This window comes from Streptomyces sp. NPDC043996, from assembly GCF_056435225.1.
This window is the reverse complement of sequence record NZ_JBWKEY010000001.1, coordinates 458994-479364: the sequence shown is the minus strand read 5'-3', so window position 1 is coordinate 479364 and position 20371 is coordinate 458994. Positions and strand designations below refer to the sequence as shown.

16 protein-coding genes are annotated in these 20371 nt (G+C 72.4%); 6 read left to right on the top strand and 10 right to left on the bottom strand.

What is annotated here, in order from left to right; all coding sequences use genetic code 11:
* Window positions 1–44 precede the first annotated feature (44 nt).
* Window positions 45–518 (top strand): NUDIX domain-containing protein, encoded by a 474-nt coding sequence (locus AC07A4_RS02085; RefSeq protein ID WP_478591674.1) that lies wholly within the window; start codon window positions 45–47, stop codon window positions 516–518.
* Window positions 519–771: 253 nt separating this feature from the next.
* On the opposite strand, the gene greA is transcribed toward AC07A4_RS02085, so the two are convergent.
* Both greA and AC07A4_RS02075 read right to left on the bottom strand, forming a co-directional pair.
* Window positions 772–1269, bottom strand: coding sequence for a transcription elongation factor GreA (greA, locus tag AC07A4_RS02080; protein WP_478591672.1), 498 nt, complete (start codon window positions 1267–1269; stop codon window positions 772–774).
* Between the two features lie 176 nt (window positions 1270–1445).
* Window positions 1446–1877, bottom strand: coding sequence for a DUF4307 domain-containing protein (locus tag AC07A4_RS02075; protein WP_478591669.1), 432 nt, complete (start codon window positions 1875–1877; stop codon window positions 1446–1448).
* Between the two features lie 124 nt (window positions 1878–2001).
* On the opposite strand from AC07A4_RS02075, the gene mca reads away from it, so the two are divergent.
* Complete coding sequence (gene mca, locus AC07A4_RS02070) at window positions 2002–2883, top strand: mycothiol conjugate amidase Mca (protein WP_478591667.1); 882 nt, start codon at window positions 2002–2004, stop codon at window positions 2881–2883.
* Window positions 2884–3144 (top strand): hypothetical protein, encoded by a 261-nt coding sequence (locus AC07A4_RS02065; RefSeq protein ID WP_478591665.1) that lies wholly within the window; start codon window positions 2884–2886, stop codon window positions 3142–3144. It abuts the gene before it with no gap.
* Window positions 3145–3226: 82 nt separating this feature from the next.
* On the opposite strand, the gene AC07A4_RS02060 is transcribed toward AC07A4_RS02065, so the two are convergent.
* The 4 genes from AC07A4_RS02060 to AC07A4_RS02045 all read right to left on the bottom strand — a co-directional run bounded on the left by AC07A4_RS02060 (window position 3227) and on the right by AC07A4_RS02045 (window position 11262).
* The gene (locus AC07A4_RS02060) at window positions 3227–4246 is read right to left on the bottom strand and encodes a hypothetical protein (RefSeq protein WP_478591663.1); all 1020 of its coding nucleotides are present in this window, start codon (window positions 4244–4246) and stop codon (window positions 3227–3229) included.
* Window positions 4243–5538 (bottom strand): CHAT domain-containing protein, encoded by a 1296-nt coding sequence (locus AC07A4_RS02055; RefSeq protein ID WP_478591660.1) that lies wholly within the window; start codon window positions 5536–5538, stop codon window positions 4243–4245. Before AC07A4_RS02055 ends, AC07A4_RS02060 begins: the two co-directional genes overlap by 4 nt.
* Window positions 5539–5542: 4 nt before the next feature.
* Window positions 5543–7972 (bottom strand): tetratricopeptide repeat protein, encoded by a 2430-nt coding sequence (locus AC07A4_RS02050; RefSeq protein WP_478591658.1) that lies wholly within the window; start codon window positions 7970–7972, stop codon window positions 5543–5545.
* Between the two features lie 65 nt (window positions 7973–8037).
* Window positions 8038–11262 carry a tetratricopeptide repeat protein gene (locus tag AC07A4_RS02045; protein ID WP_478591655.1) on the bottom strand — a complete coding sequence of 1075 codons (3225 nt, stop codon included), beginning with the start codon at window positions 11260–11262 and terminating at the stop codon, window positions 8038–8040.
* Between the two features lie 336 nt (window positions 11263–11598).
* Here AC07A4_RS02045 and AC07A4_RS02040 point away from each other — a divergent pair, with 336 nt between their 5' ends.
* Together AC07A4_RS02040 and AC07A4_RS02035 are read left to right on the top strand one after the other, a co-directional pair.
* Window positions 11599–13623 (top strand): thioredoxin domain-containing protein, encoded by a 2025-nt coding sequence (locus tag AC07A4_RS02040; protein ID WP_478591652.1) that lies wholly within the window; start codon window positions 11599–11601, stop codon window positions 13621–13623.
* A gap of 270 nt (window positions 13624–13893) precedes the next feature.
* Window positions 13894–14412, top strand: coding sequence for a hypothetical protein (locus tag AC07A4_RS02035; protein ID WP_478591650.1), 519 nt, complete (start codon window positions 13894–13896; stop codon window positions 14410–14412).
* Window positions 14413–14495: 83 nt separating this feature from the next.
* On the opposite strand, the gene AC07A4_RS02030 is transcribed toward AC07A4_RS02035, so the two are convergent.
* Together AC07A4_RS02030 and trhA are read right to left on the bottom strand one after the other, a co-directional pair.
* The gene (locus AC07A4_RS02030) at window positions 14496–15263 is read right to left on the bottom strand and encodes a Mut7-C RNAse domain-containing protein (protein WP_478591647.1); all 768 of its coding nucleotides are present in this window, start codon (window positions 15261–15263) and stop codon (window positions 14496–14498) included.
* An 89-nt stretch (window positions 15264–15352) separates the two neighbouring features.
* Window positions 15353–16084, bottom strand: a complete 732-nt coding sequence (gene trhA / locus AC07A4_RS02025) for a PAQR family membrane homeostasis protein TrhA (protein ID WP_478591645.1) — start codon at window positions 16082–16084, stop codon at window positions 15353–15355.
* A 264-nt stretch (window positions 16085–16348) separates the two neighbouring features.
* Here trhA and AC07A4_RS02020 point away from each other — a divergent pair, with 264 nt between their 5' ends.
* The gene (locus AC07A4_RS02020) at window positions 16349–18181 is read left to right on the top strand and encodes a phosphoenolpyruvate carboxykinase (GTP) (RefSeq protein WP_478591642.1); all 1833 of its coding nucleotides are present in this window, start codon (window positions 16349–16351) and stop codon (window positions 18179–18181) included.
* A gap of 260 nt (window positions 18182–18441) precedes the next feature.
* Here the strand turns inward: AC07A4_RS02020 and AC07A4_RS02015 are convergent, their stop codons facing one another.
* Both AC07A4_RS02015 and AC07A4_RS02010 read right to left on the bottom strand, forming a co-directional pair.
* The gene (locus AC07A4_RS02015) at window positions 18442–18867 is read right to left on the bottom strand and encodes an SCO4983 family protein (RefSeq protein WP_478591639.1); all 426 of its coding nucleotides are present in this window, start codon (window positions 18865–18867) and stop codon (window positions 18442–18444) included.
* A gap of 90 nt (window positions 18868–18957) precedes the next feature.
* Window positions 18958–20169, bottom strand: coding sequence for a pyridoxal phosphate-dependent aminotransferase (locus tag AC07A4_RS02010; RefSeq protein ID WP_478591637.1), 1212 nt, complete (start codon window positions 20167–20169; stop codon window positions 18958–18960).
* Window positions 20170–20371 lie beyond the last annotated feature (202 nt).

Genomic DNA, 20371 nt, shown 5'->3' with positions numbered 1-20371 from the left:
GTAGCAACCCCGAAGCCGCCTCAAGGCAATCAAGGAGATTCACCATGTGTGATGGCGATGCGCTCTCTGCGCCGCCCCGGCGAACGGTCAGCGTCGGCGCGGTCGTTGTCGACGAAACAGATCGCGTGCTGCTGATCCAGCCGACCAGTATGCGAGGCAAGGTCCTTCCGGGGTGCGGTGTGCGTGCCCGGGAGCTGCCTGAGGTGGCTCTGCGGCGTGGGGTGCGCGAGGCCGCGGGGCTGGACGTGCGGCCGAAGCGTTTGCTTCTGGTGGACGTCATGCCGGAGGGGGACGGGCCGGAGGAGTACGTGTTCGTCTTCGGCTGCGGGTCTGTCGGGGAAGCGAAGGACATCCTGATCGACAAGACGGTATGCAGGCACTATGCGTGGGTTGCTGAACGAGAGGTGGCGGCACACACGGAGCCCTATCAAGAGCGGCGCATCCGTGGGGCCCTACGCGTTCACGAAGCGAAGCCGGACGGGGTCCCGTACCTGATCCGCGGAAAGCCCGCGCTGTAGGCACCCAAGTAAGCGCCCGAGTAGGCGCCCAAGCCCTGTCCCCGCCTCATGGGCCTCCCCCTCCCTCGCGGGGACCGGAGCAGGCGGGGGCAGTCCACCCGCCGCTGCGCTCCCTGAGCTCTGGCAACGGTGTGGTGGGTCCACGACCCCGCGCGGTTCGTCTCCCTCACGCGAACGCGAACGCGGATGCCCCGGCCCACGGCGAAGCCCCCGGTGCGTGCGGGCGGACCGGGGGCTTCGGGGGCGGTGGGGCTCAGCCCTGGTAGGGCTTGGCCTCGAGGATCTTGACTGAGGCGAGCTTGCCGTTCGGCAGTTCGTACTGCGCGTCCTCGCCGATCTTCTTGCCGTTCACACCGCTGCCGAGCGGGGACTGCGGGGAGTACGTCTCGATGTCGTCGCTCGCGTACTCCCGGGAGGCGAGAAGGAAGGACAGCGTGTCGTCCTCGTCGCCGTCGAAGGCGATCGTGACGACCATGCCGGGGGCGACGACGCCGGTCGCGGCGGGCGCCTCTCCCACCTTCGCCTGCTCCAGGAGCTGGGTCAGCTGGCGGACGCGGAGCTCCTGCTTGCCCTGCTCCTCCTTGGCCGCGTGGTACCCGCCGTTCTCGCGCAGGTCGCCCTCCTCACGCGCCGCCGCGATCTTGGTTGCGATCTCGGTGCGCGCGGGACCAGACAGGTACTCAAGCTCTTCCTTGAGCTTGTCGTACGCCTCCTGGGTCAGCCAGGTGACGTTGTCGCTGGTCTGGGTCACAGGTGCTCCTCGTAGGTACTGGGAATACAAAGCATCGCCCTACCCAGAAGGATGTTCCCTAACGGGTGGGCGAAACCACGAGCCTAACAATTCCGGGCGCGGAGGGGGAGGACATATGGCATCAGAACCGCGTTAGCGCAGGTGAGCGCCGGGGGAAAGACTCAGGGTCCGTCCGGTCAGTCGGAGTGGCAGCTGACCAGCGAGGCGCTGGTGGCACGCTCGGTCGTACGGAGCGTGACGCGCTTGTCCACGCGCCCCTTGTCCTGGTCGAAGCGGAAGTCGGCGCGGCCGACCTCGGCGCCGCTCTCAGCCTGGGCGCGGACGGTGCAGTACCCCTTGGCGCCCGCGTCCTTGCGTACTTCCAGGTGGAGCTCGACGGCCTTGGCGGAGACGGCGTCGAAGGTGATGACCTCGGCGCTGATCTTCGTCCCGGCGATGGAGTCGTAGCCGAACCAGCCGACGACGCCGAGCATGAGGACGCCGAGCACCGCGCCCACCGCCTTGAGCTTGCGGTCGGCGCGCTCGTCGGCGGAGCGGGAACGTCCGTATCGGCCCTCGGGGGGCCTGGTGTCGGAGCCGTCGCTGTCACGGCCGCTGACCGCGGTCATGATCGTCCTCCACTGGACACTGGGAACGGGGGTCGTCGGAATTTTCCGCCCCCCGGTTCCGTCACTATAGAAGCCGCCCATTGCAGTGGATGACCGAGGGCGCCCAATTACCGAGGAACGAGTCTTGACTGAGCAGCTGCGACTGATGGCCGTTCACGCCCACCCCGACGACGAGTCGAGCAAGGGCGCGGCCACGATGGCCAAGTACGTGTCCGAAGGGGTGGACGTGCTCGTCGTGACCTGCACGGGCGGGGAACGCGGCGACATCCTCAACCCCAAGCTCCAGGGCGACACGTATATCCAGGAGCACATTCACGAGGTCCGCAAGAAGGAGATGGACGAGGCGCGGGAGATCCTCGGCGTCCAGCAGGAGTGGCTGGGCTTCGTCGACTCGGGGCTGCCCGAGGGCGACCCGCTGCCGCCGCTGCCCGAGGGCTGCTTCGCCCTGGAGGACGTGGACAAGGCCGCGGGGGAGCTGGTGCGGCAGATCCGCGCGTTCCGGCCGCAGGTGATCACCACGTACGACGAGAACGGCGGGTATCCGCACCCGGACCACATCATGACCCACAAGATCTCGATGGTGGCCTTCGACGGCGCGGCCGACGCGGAGAAGTACCCCGAGGGCGAGTTCGGTCCGGCGTACCAGCCGAAGAAGCTGTACTACAACCAGGGCTTCAACCGCCCCCGCACCGAGGCCCTGCACCAGGCGATGCTGGACCGGGGCCTGGAGTCGCCGTACGGCGAGTGGCTGAAGCGCTGGGACGAGTTCGAGCGGGTCGAGCGCACCCTGACCACGCACGTTCCGTGCGCGGAGTTCTACGAGATCCGGGACAAGGCGCTGATCGCGCACGCCACGCAGATCGACCCCGACGGCGGCTGGTTCCGCGTTCCGATGGAGCTCCAGAAGGAGGTCTGGCCCACCGAGGAGTACGAGCTGGCGAAGTCCCTCGTCGATACCTCCCTCCCCGAGGACGACCTCTTCGCGGGCATCCGCGACAATGCCTAAATGAGCGCAAGCCTGGCAATGACGCATCTCGTCCCCCTCGCCAAGGAGGTGGACGAGAACAAGGTGACCCCCGGTGTCCTCGGCTTCATCGTTTTCGCGGTGATGGCGCTGGCTGTGTGGCGGCTGATGAAGTCGATGAACCGGCACATGGGCAAGGTCGACTTCAAGGAGGCCGCGGACCCGGCCGCCGAGGCCGAGGCCGAAGCCGGGGCCGAGGCCGGGGCCGCCGCCAAGGCCGATGCCAAGGCCGAGCGGGCCTGACACCCCCCGCCGGGGGCACCGCGTCCGCCGGACCTGCTCGCCGTCACTGGCGGATCACCGTGAGCGGATCACGGTGAGCGGATCACCGTGAGTGGTCCGCCAGTGACAGGAGCAGATGCGCGGACTCCGGCCGCAGATGGTCGGAGTGCGCGCCCGCGGGCCCGCGCCCGCGGACGAAGACACGGCCCGCGTCCACGCTGACGAAGCGGTGGTCGAGCACGTCGTGCGGATACGCGTCGTCCGGGGCCCGCATCCGGATGGCGGAGACGGGCGCGGGCGCCGTGCCGATGCCCGCGTGCCCGATGCCCACGCGCTTCTCCGCCCGCAGGTGCCAGAAGCCGGTGGCGCGGTCGGCTCGCGAGTACGTGGCCACGACCGGGCCCCGCAGCGGCGCGCCCGCGAGGGCCGTGAACGTCTCCGCGAACGCGTCCCGTGGCGCCGCCATCTGCAGCAGCAGCATCGAGTCCACGGTGAAGGGGCGCCCGGGCGGCGCGGGCCTGCTCCAGCCGAGCGTGCCGCCGCCGGGCCCCGCCGCCCACTGCACCGCCTCGCACAGGAAGCGGCAGCCGAAGGAGTGCCCGACCAGGTGCAGGTACTGGCCGCCCCGTGTGGCGAGGACCGGCGCCGCGCGCGGGTCGCCGCGGCGGGCGTCCAGATAGCCGAGCAGCTGCCCGATGACGCTCGCCGCGTGCCCGTCGGCGCTCATGGCGTGTGCGCGGTCCCGGACGCGCCGGTAGCCACCGAGCGACGGCAGCGACCGCGAGGGCCAGCGCACCAGGACCGGCCAGGGCGCGAAGCCCCGGCCGGGCGCCCCGGGGGCGAGCCCCGGGTACAGCTCCCGGCGCCGCGCCAGCTGCCGCTCCACGAGGTCCAGGAGCTCGGCCAGGGCCTGCCGGGACGAGGCGGGCGAGGTCTGCCAGCCGTGGACGTACACGACGATGTCCGTCGCCCACGGCGGCGGCGTGAGCCGGGCGGCGAAGTGGTCGAGGAGGCCCGCCGGGGGCACGGGCGCGGGCCCCGCGCGCGTGGGCCGCAGCGGCCATCCGCGCTCATCGAGGTCGACGACGGCCCCCGCGCCCCGGTCCTGCCCGTCGGCCGTCACGCGGTGCGTTCCAGCCTGCTGTCCATGCCGCTGTGCAGGGCGTACGCGAAGCCCAGCGGGTTGCGGCAGGTGTCGGCGAAGTGCCGGGCCAGGGCGTGCGCGATGGCGCCCGCGGTCTCCCGCCCGGCCAGATAGCGGGTCACGAACGCGAGCGCGTACTCGGCGGCGAACCGCTGCGGCATCTCCACCTGCGGCCCGAGCACCCCGCAGGCGCCCGCCTCGAACAGGGCCCGCCCCAGGTACGCCAGGTCGGCGTTGCCGGGAAGCCCCGCGTAGCAGGCGTTGAGCAGCACGAACGGCCGGAACGGCACGCAGTCGCGCGGCGGCGGGCGGTGGGCGCGCAGCGTGTAGGCGTCGATGGCGAGCTGGTCGGTCAACTTCAGGACGAGGTACGGGGGTTCGTCACCGGAGGTGCACGCGGTGAAGTGGCCGTGGCACCAGAAGTACATCAGCTGCTCGTCGAGCCGCTGGTCCCGCAGGGCGCGCTCGAGCTCCGCGCGGGTGGTGCGCTCCACCATCTCGCCGCCCGCGGCGAGCGCGGCGGCGACGTCGGCGGCCCGGGTCAGGCCCTCCGCGTCCACGGCGGTGTCGTGGTTCAGGCTCACCGCCGGTGCCGTACGGGACGGCGGGTCCCGGTCGTCGGCGACGCGCGCGTAGGCGTCGCCGCCGGTCTGCTCGATCTGGTGCCGATAGCCGAGGAACCGGGCGAACACGTCCGCGAGCGGCGGCTCCCGTTCCTGCGGAGCGGCCGGGAGGCACAGCATCGGCCACGGCAGGAACAGGTCGGAATGGAAGCGCACGCGCAGCGCGTCCCGGCACCCGAGCGCGTCCGCGAGGAACCCCCGGAACAGCTTCAGGGCCTCGTCCTCGCCGCCGAGGAGCACGTCGAACAGCAGCTGGGCGCCGTACAGGGCGAGCCGGTCGAGCGTGGCGCGCAGCTCGTCCTCGGGCTCGCGCGTCAGGTCGACCCCGTCGGCGTACGGGAATCCGCCGTGCCGGGGGCGGCCTTCGGCGTCCAGCGGCCGCAGCGCCACGAACTCGTCCCGCCACAACTGCCGAAGGCGCGCGGCCACGGCCCGCACCTCGCCGGGCCGGGTGGCAAGGGTCACCGTGTGCTCCGACCCGGCGAGCGAGGGCACGGCGGGCCCGTACATCCAGGCCCGCACCGGCTCGTCCGCGCGCCGCGCGTCGAAGCCGACGACGAGGTCAGGCGGGCGGATGGCGTGCCGGGGGAGCCGGGTGAAGCCGTGGCTGGGGTCCTGGGTGACGCGGGTGGGGAGGTCCTGGGGCATGGGGTCAGGGCCTCCGCAGGGACTCGGGGGTCAGCCCTGCCCCGGGTCCTTCGCCGTCGCCCTCGACGACGTCGATGTACGTCTCGACCTCCTGCAGGACGGTGGCCGTCTCCAGGTGCTCGATGGTGAAGAGCAGCCGGTGCCGTCCCGCGCGGCGGGGCGTGAACAGGAACTCGGCGGCGTCCGCCTCGCGGGGCGAGGGCCGCAGCGTCACCGCGTGCGCGGGCTCGACGTCGGCGCCGGTGAGCGGCGTGGCGCGGGCGGTCAGCCAGGGCAGCCCGGTGGCCCGGTCCGACCAGGGGTGCTCGGGGCCGGGCAGCACCCGCAGCGCGATCCGCGAGACCGTTCCGGCGGCGGAGCGGTCGTCGAGCAGGGTGAGTCGGACGTGGGAGTGGGTGGTGAGGGAGAGGGTGGCGTGGGCGAAGTGGGTGCCGGGTTCGGGGATGGTTAGGCGGGCGGTGAGGGGGATGTGGTCGGTGAGGCGCCCGATGTGGTCGGGGTGGAGCCGATCGGTCCAGTACAGGCCCGTGGGGTCGTCGAGGCTTTCGAAGAGGCGGCGGGCGACGGTGTGGAGCTCGTGGGCCACGAAGGACGAGTCGCGCCGCAACCGTGCCGCGTGCTCCAGGAGCGACCAAGCTTCGCCATGGGGGCACCCCAACTGGCGGAAATCCGTGGGCGCGGCCGGGGTCACAGCGTGTCGCGTCACCATCCCCCCGATGACCACCTTGGGCAGCACCGTGTCGTAGTGCTTGGCCCACGCGAGACCTAGCAGGTCCGTCAGGTCGGAGAACTGCCGGTGAGCAATCCGGAGCAGCTGGTGGGCCTCGTCCGCGTTGCCGCCCAGCGACCGGGCCACGGCCAGGTACAGGGACGTCCAGGCCTGGCCCCGTACATCCCCGTTCGCGCCGTGATGCGCGTAGGCCGTCGCCAACCCTGAGACGGCCTTCGTGGCATCCCCGTGCACGAGCGCCGCCTTGCCGAGCTCGGTCGCGGTCCACGCCAGGCCTTGGAGGTCGCCGATGCCGTTGAACCTGTTCCTGGCGTCCTCCAGGAGCTTGCGCGCCTCCTCCAGATCGCCGCGGATCAGCCGCAGGCGGCCGTACTGGTGGACGGTCCAGGCCTCTCCCCGTACGTCCCCACTCACCTGGTGGGCCTCCACGGCCCGCCGCAGCAGTCGCTCGGCTCCCTGGAGCCGCCCCTGGTCGCACCGGATCGCGCAGCGTGTGAGCAGGGCCCAGCCGTCCGGTCGACGGCGGCGCCGGAAGGGCCTTCGGTCCAGGTCATCGAGGGTCTCGAGGGCCTCGGTCAGCTTCCCCAGATGGCGCAGGGTGATGGCCCGTTCCAGGACGGCGCGCGGGTGATGCTGCTCCTCCAGTGCCTCAAGGGCACGGCGGGGCTCGCCCGTCTCCCGGGCGGCGACGGCCGCCGTGACGCGCAGGAAGTCCCAGGAGCCGGTCGCGCGCCACAGGGTCTGCCGAGCCCGCAGCAACCTGAACCGGCCCTGTTCGGTGATCAGATACGGTTCCAGGCGCTCCAGCAGGGCCCGTGCCGCCCCCGCGTGCCAGTACCGCAGCCGTACCAGCAGGTCGACGTACGCGTCCATCGCCGGGCGGGGGTCCACCGTGCCGTCCAGGACCGCCCGCGCCAGGGACCGGTCCAGGTCCATGCCGTTGAGCCCGGGCCGGGGCCGCACGTGCCGGTACCAGCCCTCCCGGGTCTGCTGGAGGTACCCGTGCGCGGTCAGTTCCCGCAGCGCCAGGGAGCGCCGTGAGCGCACCCGGTCCGGGTACAGGGCGTCGGCCACCGTCGCGTCGAACTCGTCGCCATCCCAGGGCTCGACGGCGGCCAGCAGCCTCCGTGCGACGCTGTCGAGCGGCCGGGACTGCGGTGTGGCCCCGGCAGCATCCACCTCGTACCGGAACCAGGCCCTCCCGGTGTCCTCGTGGGCACGGTCCGAGACGGCGATGACGCGGGCCCCCGTGTTCGCGACCAACTGTTGGCTGAGCCGCAACAGTTCTGCTCCCGGAGTGCCGTCGGGCACGCCGTCGAGCACCACCAATCTCCGGTCCAGCCGGAGACAGGTCAGGCACCTGCTGATCAACTCCTCGCGCAGGAGCTCGGGTTCGGTGGCCAGCAAGCGGGACATCGCAGCCGTCGAATGCCTGCGCGGCATCGCTTCGAGCAGCCGCAGCAGCACCCTCTCCGGTGCCGCCACGTCCGTCGCCCCCACCGCCAGCCACACCGGTTCGATCCGCCATCCCGGGGGTGCGCCTCGGGCGAACCGGGCCAGACGTGCCGCGTACGCCGAGGTGTGCACCGGCTGCGGACCGTACAGCTCAAGGAGCCTCGAGCTCCCCCGCAGGAAGTCGAGCACCCCGGCAGGCAGGTCCTCCACGCGGGACGGCACGGCGTACGGGCCGCGCGCATCCGGCACCCAGCCCCCCATAGCCACCACCCCCGTCCGCCACCAAACCCGTCAACCCCCCCACTATCCCGCCCTCATTGAGAAGGCGTAACCGGAACCCCCATGATCTCCCGAGCATGCCGGTTAGGTGTCATGCCGAGCCGCCACCCCTGCCAGCCCGCCTCCAGCTCCGCCTTCCGCTCCAGGAACAGGGCGTACGCCTCCACGTACTCGTCGAGCTTCCCGTCCCGCAGGGGGTGCCCGGCGCGGGTGAGCTGGGCGAGTTCCTCCTGGGCGACGGCGACGCCGATGTCCCAGCCGCCGGGGGAGGCGTAGGGCAGGAGCGTGGCGCGCAGGAAGTGGGCCCAGTCCTCGCCGCGGCGGTCGCCGTAGGAGGCGAAGAGGGTGATGGCCTCGTCGCACAGGGAAAGGGCGGCCTGCGTACGGGAGTTGCCCGCGTCGATGACGGCCAGCTCCAGGCAGGTCCAGCCCTCGCCGTGGGCGACGCCGATGCGCTGGAAGTCGGCGCGGGCGTCCACCAGGAGCTGGCGGGCGAAGCCGGAGTTGCGCAGGGAGCCGGTCCGCTCGGCCCGCTGGTCGCGGGTGACGCGCGCCGAGTGGTGGCGGGCGCAGGCCAGGCCGTACACGTCCCGCATCCGGGAGAACATGGTGCGGGCCCGCTCCAGGTCGCGCACCGCCTGGTCCAGGTCGCCGGTCTCCTCTAGGGCCTGGCCCAGGTAGTACAGGGACCAGGCCTCGCCGCGGGCGTCCTCGTTGTCGCGGTGGCGCGAGACAGCCTGGCGCAGCCCGTCGACCGCGGGCGAGGGGTCACCGGCGACGAGGCGGGCCCGCGCCAGCTGCGTCAGCGCCCACGCCTCGCCGCGGGCGTCGCGCGTACGGCCGTACAGGTCGAGGGCCTGGCGCAGCTCGCTCTCCGCGCGCGGTACGTCGCCCATGCGCAGGCACACCTGCCCGAGCTGGAAGTGCGTCCAGGCCTCGCCGTGCACGGACTCGGTCTCGCGGTGCAGGACCAGGGCCGTGCGCAGCATGTCCTGGGCCTCGTCGAGGCGGGAGCGGTCGCGTTCGACGGCGGCGAGGGCGTGCAGGGTCCAGGCGCGGTCGCCCGCGAGCTCCTCCGCGACCTGGAGGTCCAGCGCCTCGCGCAGGCGGGACGCGGCCTCCGACAGGTTGCCCTGGTGGTGCAGGGTGATGCCGAGCGATCCGAGGGCGCGGGCGGCGGCCGCGTCCTGGTGGGCCTCGAAGTACAGGTCGACGACCGAGGACAGGGTGGAGCGGGCCTGGTCGAGCTCGCCGAGCTGACGGGCCGCGATGCCGGTGCGCCACTTCACGTTCCGGCCGAGCAGGCCCTTGTCGACGGCCTGCGCGAACTCGCTGATCTCGCCCAGGCGGTAGAGGTCGCCGCGCAGCAGGCAGTAGTCGCACAGCGCGCCGAGCAGGCCCAGCACGGTCCGCTGGTCGACGCCCTCGGAGTGGCGCAGCGCCGCCGTGATGAAGCTCGACTCGTCGTCGAGCCAGCGCAGCGCGGCGTCCAGGGACGTGAAGCCGTGCGGGCCGAAGTGGTCGGCGCGCGTGGACGTCTTGCCGTCGACGAGGCGGATGACGGAGTCGGCGAGCTCGCCGTAGCTGACGATGAGGCGTTCCTGGGCGGCGCCGCGCTCGGCCGGGTCCTCCTCGTCGGCGAGGCGGGCCCGGGCGAAGGCGCGGACGACGTCGTGCAGCCGGTAGCGGCTGCCCCGCACGTGGTCCACGAGGCCCGCGCGGGCCAGGGCGGTCAGCTGCCGGGCGGCCTCCTGCTCGGTGGCCCCGAGGAGCGCGGCCGCGGCCGCCGCGCCGAGCGAGGCGCGCCCGGCGAGCGAGAGCCGCCGCAGCAGGCGGCGCGCGCTGTCGGGCTGGTCGGCGTAGCGCAGCCACAGGGCGCGTTCGGCCGGCTCGACGGGCCCGTACGCGCCGAGGTCGGCGACGAGCTCCTCGGGCGTGCGCGGCCCGAGCGCGGAGCCCGCGGCGCGCAGCGCGAGCGGCAGGCCCCCGCACAGCTCCCGCAGCCGGTCCAGGGACTGGGCGTCGTACGGCTCCGGCAGGTCCTGCGCCACCTGCCGGATCAGCTGCTCGGCGCCCGCGTCGTCGAGCGCGGCCACCGGCAGCTGGTGCACCCGGGCGGGCAGGTCCGCGGGCAGCGCCAGAGGCTCCCTCGCGGTGACGAGGACGAGGCTGTCGGAGCGCTGGGGCACCAGCGTGCGCACCTGCTCGGGGTCGCTCGCGTCGTCCAGGACGATCACGACCTCAAGGCCCGTCAGATGCTGGTGGTAGAGCTCGCTGAGCCTTCTGACCTGCTGCTCCTGGGTGGAGCGCTCACGGAAGAGCAGCTGGTCGCGGGGCGCGCCCAAGCGGTTCAGGAGGTGAAGGAGTGCGTCCCGCGTGGACAGCGGCGGCGTGTCCGGGCTCTCCCCGCGCAGGTCCACCACGCAGGCCCCGCGGAACTGGTCCCTCAGGTCGTGCGCGGCCCGTACCGCGAGCGCGGAGCGGCCCGCTCCGGGCGTGCCGTGCAGCACCACCACCGTCGGCATGGTCTGGGTGCTCGCCCGGGCGGCGTGCACCCACTGGGCGATCCGCCCGAGTTCGGCCCGCCGTCCCGCGAACTCCCCGTCCGGCCTGGGCAGGTGCGCGAAGGACTGCTCCAGGACGGTACGCCGCCGGGCCGCCGCGCTCTTGTCGGTGCCGCGCAGCCGGGGCGCCGCCTTCGACGCGCCGCCGCGCTCGCCGACGCCGCCCTTCGACGCGGCCGTAAGCACCCGCTGCTGGTCCAGGAACGGCCGGATGCCCCGCACCTCCAGCGCGGTCAGCCACTGGAGCCTGAGCTGCTCGGGGCCGCCGGGCTGATGGACGGTGCCCGCGTGCCGCTGGGCCGCGGGGACGTGGGACGCCGTCACCTTCGCCACGGTCGCCGCGAGCCCGGCGACCGCGACGGCGCCGCCCGCGCCGAGCGCCGTGCCGCCGTCGGTGCCGAGCACGAGGTCGGCCACCGCCGCGGCGACGGCGGCCACGGCCACCACGAGCAGCGGCGTCCCCGCCGCCTCCCGCGCGTACCGCTGGCCGAACGTCAGCTGCCCGGCCGCCGACTCGTCCAGGGCCCGCGTGTAGGCCTCGTACTCCTCAGCGGCCGTCCGCTCCATGGCGTCCAGAGAGGCCCGCGCCCGCGACAGGAGCACACCGCCGTCGGTGCGCCCGCCGGTGCGCCGCACCTCTTCCTCCACCGCCCGTGCCAACAGCCGCTCGGCTTCGGCCCGATGGCTGTCCCGCATGTCGTCCCCCTCAAAGAGGAGCACGCCGCGCGACCCCCGCCCGCGCACGTGCCCGCGTACCCTCGCGCGGCACGTGTCCACGCGCCCCGCCCTGCACGGGTGCACGTACCCCGTAGCCTCTACATGTACGTGTCAGTGTGCGGGGAACACGCGGCGTATGCGAGGCCACGCACGGCAGCGCCCCGAAGGGGCGCGAGGCGATGTCGATATGCGGCTCCGCCGCGTGGGCGCGCTCAACCCCCACACACCCGCAGCCGCGAGAACAGCGAACCAACCGAGTTCCGAGGCGCGCCGGGTAAACCCGCCGTCAGGCGCTCCGTGAGCGAGGATGGCCCCATGCCGAACCGACTGGCCCACGAGACGTCCCCCTATCTCCTCCAGCACGCCGACAACCCCGTCGACTGGTGGCCGTGGGCGGCCGACGCGTTCGCCGCCGCCCGCGAGCGCGGCGTTCCCGTCCTGCTCTCCGTGGGATACGCGAGTTGCCACTGGTGCCACGTCATGGCGCACGAGTCCTTCGAGGACGAGGCGACCGCCGCGCTGATGAACGAGCACTTCGTCAGCGTCAAGGTGGACCGCGAGGAGCGCCCCGACGTCGACGCCGTCTACATGGAGGCCGTGCAGGCCGCCACCGGGCAGGGCGGCTGGCCCATGACCGTCTTCCTCACCCCGGACGCCGAACCCTTCTACTTCGGCACCTACTTCCCGCCCGAGCCGCGCCACGGCATGCCCTCCTTCCGCCAGGTCCTCGACGGCGTGCACCGGGCCTGGCAGGACCGGCGCGAGGAGGTCGGCGAGGTCGCCGCGAAGATCGTCAGGGATCTGTCGGAGCGTCAGCCCGGCTACGGCGGCGACGAGCGGCCCGGCGAGGCGGATCTCGCCGCCGCGCTGCTCGCCCTCACCCGGGACTACGACGCCAGCCACGGCGGCTTCGGCGGCGCGCCCAAGTTCCCGCCGTCCATGGTCATCGAGTTCCTGCTGCGCCACCACGCCCGCACCGGCGCCGTCGGCGCCCTGGAGATGGCCGCCGACACCTGCGAGCGCATGGCCCGCGGCGGCCTCTACGACCAGCTCGGCGGCGGCTTCGCCCGCTACTCCGTGGACCGCGCGTGGGTCGTGCCGCACTTCGAGAAGATGCTGTACGACAACGCGCTGCTGTGCCGCGCCTACGCCCACCTGTGGCGCGCCACCGGCTCCGAGCTGGCCCGCCGCGTCGCCCTGGAGACGGCCGACTTCATGGTCCGCGAGCTGCGCACCAACGAGGGCGGCTTCGCCTCCGCGCTCGACGCCGACAGCGTGGACGCGGCGGGGCGTCTCACCGAGGGCGCCTATTACGTGTGGACGCCCGGCCAGCTGCGCGAGGTGCTCGGCGACGCGGACGCGGAACTCGCCGCCGCGCACTTCGGCGTCACCGAGGAGGGCACCTTCGAAGAGGGCGCCTCCGTCCTCCAACTGCCCCAGACGGACGGCGCGGTCGCCGACGCCGACCGCCTGGCTTCGATCCGCGCCCGGCTGCTCGCGGCCCGCGCCGAGCGCCCCGCGCCCGGGCGCGACGACAAGGTCGTCGCCGCCTGGAACGGCCTCGCCATCGCCGCGCTCGCCGAGACCGGCGCCTACTTCGCGCGGCCCGACCTGATCGCCGCTGCCGTCGGCGCGGGCGATCTGCTCGTACGCCTCCACCTGGACGACCGCGCCCGCCTCGCCCGCACCTCCAAGGACGGCCGCGTCGGCGCCAACGCCGGTGTCCTGGAGGACTACGCGGACGTCGCCGAGGGCTTCCTGGCGCTCGCGGCCGTGACCGGCGAAGGCGTCTGGCTGGACTTCGCGGGCCTGCTCCTGGACCACGTCCTGGTGCAGTTCACCGACGACGAGACGGGCGCCCTGTACGACACGGCGGCCGACGCCGAGCGCCTCATCCGGCGGCCGCAGGACCCCACGGACAACGCGGCGCCCTCCGGCTGGACCGCCGCCGCAGGGGCGCTGCTCGGCTACGTCGCGCACACCGGCGCCGCACCGCACCGGCGCGCCGCCGAGCGGGCCCTCGGCGTCGTCAAGGCGCTCGGGCCCCGGGTGCCCCGGTTCATCGGGCACGGCCTCGCCGTCGCCGAGGCCGCCCTCGACGGGCCCCGCGAGGTGGCCGTGGTGGGCGAGGTGGACGGCCCGATGCACCGGGTGGCGCTGCTCGGCACGGCGCCCGGCGCCGCCGTCGCCGTGGGCCCGGCGGACGGGGAACTGCCGCTGCTCGCGGACCGGACCCTGGTGGACGACCGCGAGACGGCGTACGTGTGCCGCGACTTCGTGTGCGACCGGCCCACGACGGACCCGGCCGACCTCGCGGCGGCGCTGGGCGCCCTGCGCTGAACCCCCGCCCCCGGAAGGCGAGCCCCTGACGGCAGGCCGCCGTGCGCCCCCTGACGGTCAATCGCCCCGCGCGGCTGCCCGCCGATTGTCCTGCTTCTGTCACGGCAGGGGGCGCACGGGCACCTTGTGCTCCTTGTGTGACCATCGGCGTGATACCAATACGGGCGTCGCAGTGGCGTAAGGAGCCGCTGTGAATGTTTGGCATCGTTCTGTCAGTTGGCCCCTGCGAACAGGGGCACCGGGGGAGAGGTACTCACCGCAGTGAACCGCATGACGCGTACGACCGCCGCAGCCCTGGGCACGGCCGGGCTCATCACCGCCGCCCAGCTCGGCCTCGCCGGCCCCGCCTCCGCGACGGGTGACTCCACTCAGCGCGCCGCTTCCGCCTCCAAGCCGAGCGGCGGCGAGACGTTCGCCGCGACCAGCGCCGCCTGCCCGATCGACATCGTCTACACGTCGCGCTTCTACATCGGCCGGGGCGGCTGGGTGACGGGCAACGGCCTGTACTTCGGCATCAAGAACAAGAGCAACCAGAAGTTCTCGAAGGTGAAGTTCACCGTCACCAACGTCAAGAACATCCGCTTCGGCCGGGCGACGGCCAAGGGCGGCAAGATCACCCACAAGACGTCGCGCTCCGTCACCGTCTATGACAAGTCGTTCGCGGGCAAGGCCAAGCTGGGCGTCCAGGTCCGCACCCGCCTGCTGAACAAGAACAGCTACAAGGTGAAGTTCCAGGTCCGCGGCAACGGCTGGAACTGCGCCGTCAACCAGGGCACCTGGGGCAACTAGCCGACAGCGGCACTGAAGACGCGGCACTGAAGACACAGCACCGGGGTTCAAAGGCGGCGGCCTTTGAACCCCGGTGTCGTGTGTCAGGACCGGTGCGGCGCCCGGAGGCGTTCGGTCTCCGCGAGGGCCCAGCGCACGATCCCGTCGAGCCGCTCGTGGTGGGCGCCGCGCCAGTAGACCCGGCCGCAGGAGCCGCACTGCGCGAACACGTCGTACGACCCGCGCGTGCCGCCTTCGAGCCGCTCGGCCACGTCCTCCTTGCGGGCGGCCCGCAGCGCGCCGTTGCAGGCGGTGCACCGCGTCCACGGCCGCAGCGGGGGCGCGAAGCGGTGCAGCACGTCCCGCAGCTGCTCGTCCGGCTGGTCGCTGTACACATACGCCCCGGCCCACAGCTCGCGGCGGCGAAGCAGCCCCCGGTCGCGGCTCAGGAGTACCCGGCGCTCGGCGGCGGACAGCGCGGCGAGCGCCGGGTCGCCGATGTCCTTGCTCTCGTACGCCGCGTCCACGCCGAGCAGCCTGAGCCGCCGGGCGAGCGTGCCCAGGTGTACGTCGAGCAGGAAGCCCGGGGCCTCGTCCGCCGCCTCGTCCGGCCGCTCGGGGAGCCGCTGGGGGCGCGGCACCGCCCGCACTTCGACCCGCTGTCCGGCGGTGGGCACATGACCGGTGGGGACCTCGTGCCCGTCCACGACCAGGGCGCCGACCTCGGTGAGCGGCACGCCGAGGGACTCCACGACGTGGCCCAGCGTCGACGCGCCGTCGGTGACGGCCGTGCTCGGGCGGCCCCGGCGCTCGTGGGCCACGAACAGCGCGAGGCCGGGTGCGAAGTCGATGAGGATCTCCGGACCGTTCATGGGGCCCAGGATGGCACGGGCGGCACGGCGCGGGACGGGGGATTCGCACACCCGGCGGCGCCCCGGGGCGCCGCCGGGTGTGCGGTGCCTCAGCCGTGCTGGTAGGCGACGAGCGAGATGCCCACGTAGTGCACGGCGAACGCGGCGAGGGTGAAGGAGTGGAACACCTCGTGGAAGCCGAACCAGCGCGGGGAGGGGTTGGGGCGCTTGATGCCGTACACCACGCCGCCCACGCTGTAGAGCAGGCCGCCGACGACGACCAGGACGAGGACCGCGATGCCGCCCGTGCGCAGGAAGTCCGGCAGGAAGAAGACGGCCGCCCAGCCCATCGCGAGATAGCAGGGGGTGTAGAGCCAGCGCGGGGCGCCCACCCAGAAGACGCGGAAGACGATGCCCGCGAGCGCCGCCGCCCAGATGCCCCACAGCAGCCAGGCGCCCTTGGCGCCGGGCAGGAGCAGCAGCGTCAGCGGGGTGTACGTGCCCGCGATGATCAGGAAGATGTTCGCGTGGTCCAGGCGGCGCAGGACGCCGTCCATGCGCGGGGTCCAGTCGCCCCGGTGGTAGAGCGCGCTCACGCCGAACAGCAGGCAGGCCGTGAGGACGTAGATCCCGCAGGCGACACGCCCGCGCGTGGAGTCCGCGAGGGCGGTCAGGAAGAGGCCGGAGACCAGCACCGCGGGGAACATCCCCGCGTGCAGCCAGCCGCGCAGCTTCGGTTTCGCGGGGAGCGGCGGGGTCGGTGCGGCGGTGGCGGCGGCGTCCGGGGAACCAGGGGGGATGGCTCCGGAGTTCGTGATCGCCTCGGGGACGGGAGCGGTCATGGCCCGCATCGTACCTACGGAACCGTAAGTTACGTATCAAAGCGGTGAATCTCGATCCTATAAGTGGCCATGCTCACGCCTGTGAGTGGTCTTGCTCACGAGTGGTCATGCTCACTCCGCTCACGTGTGCGGCCCTCTGGACAGATGGGCACGCGCGACGGATGATCAAATGAGTGCGGTCGGCACCGGATGAGCAGCTACGAAGCGTCCGGGTCGCAGCCCCCACGGGGCAACCAACCACAAACCCCTCATCAAGGAGCGATCGTGGCGCGCGACATCGCGGCTCCCCTCACCGTCCCCACCACCCACCAGGAGCTCCTCTCCTGGGTCGACGAGATCGCGGCACTCACGCAGCCGGACAGCGTGGTCTGGTGTGACGGATCCGAAGCCGAGTACGAGCGCCTGTGCGGGGAGCTCGTCGCCAAGGGCACCTTCAAGAAGCTCGACCCGATCAAGCGGCCGAACTCGTACTACGCGGCCTCGGACCCGACGGACGTCGCGCGTGTCGAGGACCGCACGTTCATCTGCTCCGAGAAGGAGGCGGACGCGGGGCCGACGAACCACTGGAAGGCGCCTGCGGAGATGCGGGAGATCTTCCAGGGCCAGGACGGCACGGGGGGTGTCTTCCGCGGCTCCATGCGCGGCCGGACCATGTACGTCGTGCCCTTCTGCATGGGCCCCCTCGGCTCGCCGCTGTCCGCGATCGGCGTCGAGATCACCGACTCGGCGTACGTCGCGGTGTCGATGCGCACCATGACCCGCATGGGCCGCCCCGTCCTGGACGAGCTCGGCTCCGACGGGTTCTTCGTGAAGGCCGTCCACACCCTCGGCGCCCCGCTGGAGCCCGGCCAGGCGGACGTGCCCTGGCCCTGCAACTCCACCAAGTACATCTCGCACTTCCCCGAGACCCGCGAGATCTGGTCCTACGGCTCCGGCTACGGCGGCAACGCCCTGCTCGGCAAGAAGTGCTACGCCCTGCGCATCGCCTCCGTGATGGCCCGCGACGAGGGCTGGCTCGCCGAGCACATGCTGATCCTCAAGCTCACGCCGCCGCAGGGCGAGTCGAAGTACGTGGCCGCCGCGTTCCCGTCCGCCTGCGGCAAGACCAACCTCGCCATGCTGGAGCCGACCATCTCCGGCTGGACGGTCGAGACCATCGGCGACGACATCGCCTGGATGCGCTTCGGCGAGGACGGCCGCCTGTACGCGATCAACCCCGAGGCGGGCTTCTTCGGCGTCGCACCCGGCACCGGCGAGCACACCAACGCCAACGCCATGAAGACGCTGTGGGGCAACTCGGTCTTCACCAACGTCGCGCTCACCGAGGACGGCGACGTGTGGTGGGAGGGCATGACCGAGGAGACCCCGGCACGCCTGACGGACTGGAAGGGCAACGCCTGGACGCCGGAGTCCGCAACGCCCGCCGCGCACCCGAACGCCCGCTTCACCACGCCCGCCGCGCAGTGCCCGATCATCGCGCCCGAGTGGGAGGACCCCAAGGGCGTGCCGATCTCCGCGATCCTCTTCGGCGGGCGCAGGGCCAGCGCCGTGCCGCTGGTCACCGAGTCCTTCGACTGGAACCACGGGGTGTTCCTCGGGGCCAACGTGGCCTCCGAGAAGACGGCCGCGGCCGAGGGCAAGGTCGGCGAGCTGCGCCGCGACCCGTTCGCGATGCTGCCCTTCTGCGGGTACAACATGGGCGACTACATGGCCCACTGGGTGGACGTCGCCAAGGGCAAGGACCAGTCCAAGCTCCCGAAGATCTACTACGTGAACTGGTTCCGCAAGAACGACGCGGGCAAGTTCGTGTGGCCCGGGTTCGGTGAGAACAGCCGCGTTCTGAAGTGGATCGTGGGCCGTCTGAACGGTACGGCCGACGGGGTCGAGACTCCCATCGGTGTGCTGCCGACGGCCGCGTCCCTCGACACGGACGGCCTTGAGCTGCCCGCCGCCGATCTGGACTTCCTGCTGACCGTGGACAAGGAGATCTGGCGGGAGGAGGCTGCGCTGGTGCCGGATCACCTGAACACGTTCGGTGAGCACACGCCGGTGGAGCTGTGGGACCAGTACCGGGCGCTGGTCGCGCGACTGGGCTGACCCTGCCGGGGGCTTCCCCCACCCCGCCCCTTCCCGAAACCATGGGGCTCCGCCCCCTGGACCCCCGAAAAGCAATCGGCCTTCGGCCTCGTCCTCAAACGCCGGACGGGCTAGATCGTGCCGGACGGGCTGGAACGTGCCGCAACCGGCAGGTTCCAGCCCGTCCGGCGTTTGAGGACGAGCCGCGGAGCGGCGATCAGGCCGCGCCGACGAAGCACCCGGCGGCGATCAGGCCGCGCTGGCCAAGCGCCCGGCGGCGATCAGGCCGCGCTGGCCAAGCGCCCAGCGGTGCCGCGACCAGCGGCGTCATGGGACTCCATCCGCTCCGCCGCCAAGATCGCCGCGCGAGCGTCCGCGCGGGACGCGGCCACGACCAGGGCGCGGCCCGCGAGGGCGTGGGCGCGCTGGTGCAGGGCGGAGAGATGGGGTTCGTGGATGGCGGCGGCCACCGCCGCGCGGACCGGGGGGTGCCCGCCGCGCAGGCGGGCGACCTGGGCCGCGAGGCGCTCGGCGGCGGTGTCCAGGTCGGGGTCGGGGGCGAGGGCGCGCAGCTCGTCGGTGACGGCGAGCAGGGCGGCCAGATGTCCGGCGAGCTGGATGTCCAGCTCCTCCTCGCGGCTTCGGTGCGGAAAGTCGCCCGGGTCGGCCATCGTGTGGACCGACTTGGTGCGGATCGGCTCGTACATGAGATGGGTCTCCCAGCTGTTGTGGGTCCCATCCTAGCTTAGATTCTGTCTAAAGTTGAGTCGCATCCGATCCGGGCGCCCGTCCGGGCGTCACGGCTGGCTGTAGCCGTCCAGGAACGTGCCGATCCGGGTCACCGCGTCCGCCAGGTCCGGTGCCGTCGGCAGCGTGACGACGCGGAAGTGGTCGGGCTCGGGCCAGTTGAAGCCGGTGCCGTGGACGACCATGATCTTCTCGGCCCTGAGCAGGTCGAGCACCAGCTGGCGGTCGTCCTTGATCTTGAAGACCTTCGGGTCGAGCCGCGGGAAGAGATAGAGGGAGCCCTTCGGCTTCACGCAGGTGACGCCGGGGATCTGGGTCAGGAGCTCGTACGCCGTGTCGCGCTGCTCAAGGAGGCGGCCGCCCGGCAGGACCAGGTCGTTGATGGTCTGCCGGCCGCTGAGGGCGGCGACCACGCCGTGCTGGCCCGGCATGTTCGCGCACAGGCGCATGTTGGCGAGGATCGTGAGGCCCTCGATGTACGAGGAGGCGTGGGCCCTGGGGCCGGAGATGGACATCCAGCCGACGCGGTAGCCCGCCACGCGGTACGACTTCGACATGCCGTTGAAGGTGAGCGTGAGGAGGTCGGGGGCGAGGGCCGCGGTCGCGGTGTGCTTGGCGCCGTCGTACAGGATCTTGTCGTAGATCTCGTCCGAGCAGACCAGGAGGTTGTGGCGGCGGGCGATGTCGGTGAGGCCGCGCAGGACGGCCTCGTCGTAGACCGCGCCGGTCGGGTTGTTCGGGTTGATGATCACGAGCGCCTTGGTGCGGTCGGTGATCTTGCGCTCGACGTCGGCGAGGTCCGGCATCCAGTCGGCCTGCTCGTCGCAGCGGTAGTGCACGGCGGTGCCGCCGGAGAGGGAGACGGCCGCGGTCCACAGGGGGTAGTCGGGCGCGGGGACGAGCACCTCGTCGCCGTCGTCGAGCAGGCCCTGCATGGCCATCACGATCAGCTCGGAGACGCCGTTGCCGATGAAGACGTGCTCGACGTCGGTCTCGATGCCGAGGGTCTGGTTGTGCATCACCACGGCGCGGCGGGCGGCGAGCAGGCCCTTCGCGTCGCCGTAGCCGTGCGCGTCGCCGACGTTGCGGAGGATGTCCTCCAGGATCTCCGGCGGGCACTCGAAGCCGAACGCGGCGGGGTTGCCGGTGTTGAGCTTGAGGATGCGGTGACCTGCCGCTTCGAGCCGCATCGCCTCCTCGAGCACCGGGCCCCGGATCTCGTAACAGACGTTGGCGAGCTTCGTCGACTGGATCACCTGCATACCGCCGAGCCTACTCGGGCGGGGCGCCTCGGGCGGGGAGAGCTCGGTCACTGGCGGCGGTGGGCGGGGGCGCGTCCTCGTGGTCCTCGTGGGCCGTTCTTGGCCGTACGCGGTCTTGTGGCGGGGCCCGGCGACCCCAACAATGCGCATGACAAAACCGAAGAACCTTCGGTCACGCAGTCATTCGGTCACACAGTCAGCT